The sequence below is a fragment of the Alicyclobacillus sp. SP_1 genome (assembly GCF_024706985.1).
GTDB lineage: Bacteria > Bacillota > Bacilli > Alicyclobacillales > Alicyclobacillaceae > Alicyclobacillus_I.
The window spans coordinates 1-3,408 of record NZ_JAMCCX010000067.1 but is presented as its reverse complement, the minus strand read 5'-3'; the positions used below and the strand labels follow the sequence as shown (position 1 = coordinate 3,408).

Here is a 3,408-nt window from a genome sequence, read left to right as displayed (position 1 = left end):
TTGGCTCATATTTATGGAGCTTATTGGGACTGATTTAGGCTTTGCAGGGGAAGTCGCCTGATTCATTCAGCACCCCCCACTTACACCATATGACGACTTCAGATGACCATTTGTTTCACAAAAGCCCTGCCAAAATCACTCCACAGTCCAACCAACCGTCGAACCGTGCATAGTCAGTCTCTCCTTGTTTGCTTAGCGAGTGCCTAATGAGTGAATAAAACATCCTTTAGAAACAATTCCGAGTGTGTCTTTTCGAGTGAAAGTGTATGGTTTTTGAGCGGATTGAGTAAAAGACTGTGCATTTGGAAAAACCAATGCTTCTACGAGACGTCTTTTTGCCCTTCGGAGGCCGATGGAACCATTGTTGGCACACGCGCAGCCCACCGTATGTTCGCGGCGACCATATTGTGAAATTTTGGTCGTTGGTGAGCGGTATCGACAACAACGAGAGATGTACCCATCGCACAGTCGTCGCGTCGATGACCGAATCGTAAGCATCACTCAGCCCGACGTCCGACCGATGGTGCGTGGAAAGGCCACGCCGAATGTGGAGTTCGGTGCCACAGTTGCATCAGCAGGGTGGACGGATGCACCTTGATGGAGAAGACGAGTTGGACAACTTCAACGAGGGTACAACGCTGATGGAGTGTGTAGAGCAATCGGGTAGGAGGCGTTCACAAGCGCATAAGTTATATTCGGATTTCCCCCTTGATTGCAATATTGAACTAACTTTACACTGAAGTCTGTCTGCTCATCCACTTGAATCGCGTAGTTCGTGCAAATAAAATTTAAATCTCCATCAAACTGATAAAAGAATTGCGCCATGATGGACTCTCCTTTTCGATGTTTTTCCACTCAGTTGAAGTGGTGAGGGGCGTTTCGTTTTGCCCCTCTACTCTTTACAACAATCCGACTGGCGTTTTTGAGAACCCCTCTCATCAATTTTTTTCGTGGTCTCTAAAATTAATCGCCAACAAACTCGCTGTTCGCCATCTTGCCGACTTTTCTCCGGCAACATAGTGGACAGTCGACGCATCTCATCCACAAAGCAGGCACACAGTTCCTCGGCTACATCCATCTTCCCTTCCCGAGCTTCATGGAGTAGACGATGCACTCTCTCGATCGAGCACTTCACTGAGCATCATCTCCCGTATCTGTTGAATCGCCTGACGATGAATTTTGCTGACCATTCTTTGACTCACGCCGCACATCTGACCGATCTCGCGTGGCGTTCGTCCCTCAAAATAGAGACCAAGCAAGACCTGCCGTTCTCTCTCCGGCAACTGTTCCAGCAGCACCTCTCTCAGGAAAAGTACATTTTCTTCTCGTTTTCTCACTCAATCGCATGATTTCGCATTTGACCGTTTCGTCACCAGACTGCAAGATAATTTATGAGAGTGGTTTTATCCGTTGATCGGTGCATTGAACTAGACGGGCAATGCCGTCTTCAAAAATATGGTATGCATCGTACGGATCTCCACCAGTTTCTTTCGTGGTTTACCCTCTCATGTCTCACAGGGTCTATGCCCTCAGCAGTCCTTCGTACGACCTATCGAAAGGGTGGAGGCCAGCGAAGCTTGTATGCAGGGTCTGTGCCCGAATGGAAAAAATGTCTGCCGGCTTCTCCGTGCTATACGTTTGTCAAATGCAGATTCAATCTTGTGTAGTCTTGTACGATATTCTGAGCGAAATGACCGTCAATCCTTTGAATCAAGCAGCCGGGTTCGTGAGCGACCGGTACGCCGGACCAAGGGCTCGAATGGGATCGTAATCCACACGCCGTGTACCTACCGTGTACAGAATGCGTATCAGTTTTCCGCAGAGAGCAACGAGCGACTGTTTGGGCCTCAGCGGGTTATCCACACGCTTTTTGTAGTGCTGGTGCAGCAACTTGAACTCCGAGTTCGTTGCGACCAAGAAGAATACGCCTCGATAGAGCAATGCCCGCAGTCGTGCTCTACCTCGCTTGCTGATGACCGTTTGGCCCTTATGCATGCCGGAACGGTCTTCTTTCAGGTTAAGCCCAGCCAGCTTGCGAATCTGGTGCCAGCTTGTGAATAGAGACAGGTCTCCTACCTCAGCCAGGAATCCAGCGACTGTGGATAGCCCGAGACCGGGTATCTGGAGCATCTGTTTGGCACCCGGAATTTCCGTCAGCAGTTCGGCAATCTGTGCTTCCAGTTGATCAAGTTGTTGCTCAATCAGGTCATATTGACTCATCAGGATCTGCAGCTCCTGACGGGCCATGGTGGACCCTTCTCGCAATCCAATCGACCCCTGTGCGCAGCTCACGAGCTTCTTTGCTGCCTTCAACCCAATGCCTCGTTTGATATCCGCCTCCCTCCACATGTGAACAACATCCTCTGGCGCCATTTCAGAGATATCCACAGGCAGCCATGCTTGGCGTAACAGGGCCAGCGCCGCCTTGCCGTCCCAATCCTTGAACACAGTCGGTACCAGCTCCGGGAAAAAGCGATCCAGCCAATTGTGGATACGACCTTTGACCCGATGCATATCCTCCATTAGGCGCTCTCGTTGGTTCATGCCAGTCCGCAGTTCGGCGTACACACCGGTTGGGATGATAGGCTCTGCGTAACGACCGTCTTTGACCAGACGGGCAATGGTGAGCGCATCCTTGACGTCATTCTTCGTCGGTGAGTTGTCATCCAGTTCCTTGCTCTTCTTGACGTGTGACGGATTGACGTGAACCACCGGAATGCCACGTTCTCGCAGATACTGAGCGAGCGCCATCCAATAATGTCCAGTTGGCTCCATGCCTATTAACACATCGTCTTTGCTATGAGAACGCTTCAAGTTTTCCAACCATTTCTCTAGATTCCCAAGCCCAGTCCTGGTATTCTCGAAGGTGAGGGGCTTGCCTAGTTCGATGCCTCGCCAATCGACGCTTCTTGCAACGTGCGTATATTTGGCGATATCGATACCGACGACGAGCGTTCCCTCCGTGATACGTTGAATCTTGGCGTTCACATTCTTTGCCATTTTAGCTTCACCCTCCTGCGTTTTGTGGTTGTCTGGACAACTACCAACGATACCAGGAGGTTTTTTAATCTAGCAAACCTCAAATTGCTTTATTACAGGACTGCTTAAGTGCTACGGTCTCTTCGATGCTGGATGAGCCATCGGGAATGTGTTCAATGCGTTCCTCTTCATGCTCTGCATCCAAAGGAGTATTGAGAATCAACGCTTCGCGATGCCATCGTTGACACCGTTTTCGTTCATTGAGCATCTCATTCCGTATGATCTGGCGAATTCAGGCGACTTCCTGCTCCGGTGTGTACTGCGTCATACTGATTCACATCCTTTGGCATCTCCACGCCCACGCCCCCAATAGAGCGCATACCCCAGCAGGTGGTCTTGCAACGTCTTCGCTTGAGTCGCTAGGTCGAC

Annotated in this window: 4 protein-coding genes; 1 reads left to right on the top strand and 3 read right to left on the bottom strand. The window is 50.3% G+C overall.

Features of this window, described 5'->3' with window-relative positions:
* The first annotated feature begins 352 nt into the window (after positions 1 to 352).
* On the top strand, positions 353 to 598 hold the full coding sequence (locus tag M4I36_RS14010; RefSeq protein ID WP_374986321.1) for a hypothetical protein: 246 nt from the start codon (positions 353 to 355) through the stop codon (positions 596 to 598).
* A gap of 23 nt (positions 599 to 621) precedes the next feature.
* Here M4I36_RS14010 and M4I36_RS14005 read toward each other — a convergent pair whose 3' ends face one another.
* The 3 genes from M4I36_RS14005 to M4I36_RS13995 form a co-directional block, all read right to left on the bottom strand.
* A complete protein-coding gene (locus M4I36_RS14005; RefSeq protein WP_258112375.1) occupies positions 622 to 825 on the bottom strand; it encodes a hypothetical protein in 204 nt (67 codons plus the stop codon).
* 269 nt (positions 826 to 1,094) lie between these two features.
* Entirely contained in the window at positions 1,095 to 1,337 is a 243-nt protein-coding gene (locus M4I36_RS14000) for a sigma-70 family RNA polymerase sigma factor (RefSeq protein ID WP_258112374.1), read from the bottom strand.
* A gap of 373 nt (positions 1,338 to 1,710) precedes the next feature.
* Positions 1,711 to 3,000, bottom strand: coding sequence for an IS110 family RNA-guided transposase (locus tag M4I36_RS13995; protein ID WP_258112373.1), 1,290 nt, complete (start codon positions 2,998 to 3,000; stop codon positions 1,711 to 1,713).
* Positions 3,001 to 3,408 lie beyond the last annotated feature (408 nt).

Coding starts and splice junctions, on each gene's coding strand:
- M4I36_RS14005 (WP_258112375.1), bottom strand. CDS start 825: ATGGCGCAATTCTTTTATCAGTTTGATGGAGATTTAAATTTTATTTGC.
- M4I36_RS14010 (WP_374986321.1), top strand. CDS start 353: ATGGAACCATTGTTGGCACACGCGCAGCCCACCGTATGTTCGCGGCGA.
- M4I36_RS13995 (WP_258112373.1), bottom strand. CDS start 3,000: ATGGCAAAGAATGTGAACGCCAAGATTCAACGTATCACGGAGGGAACG.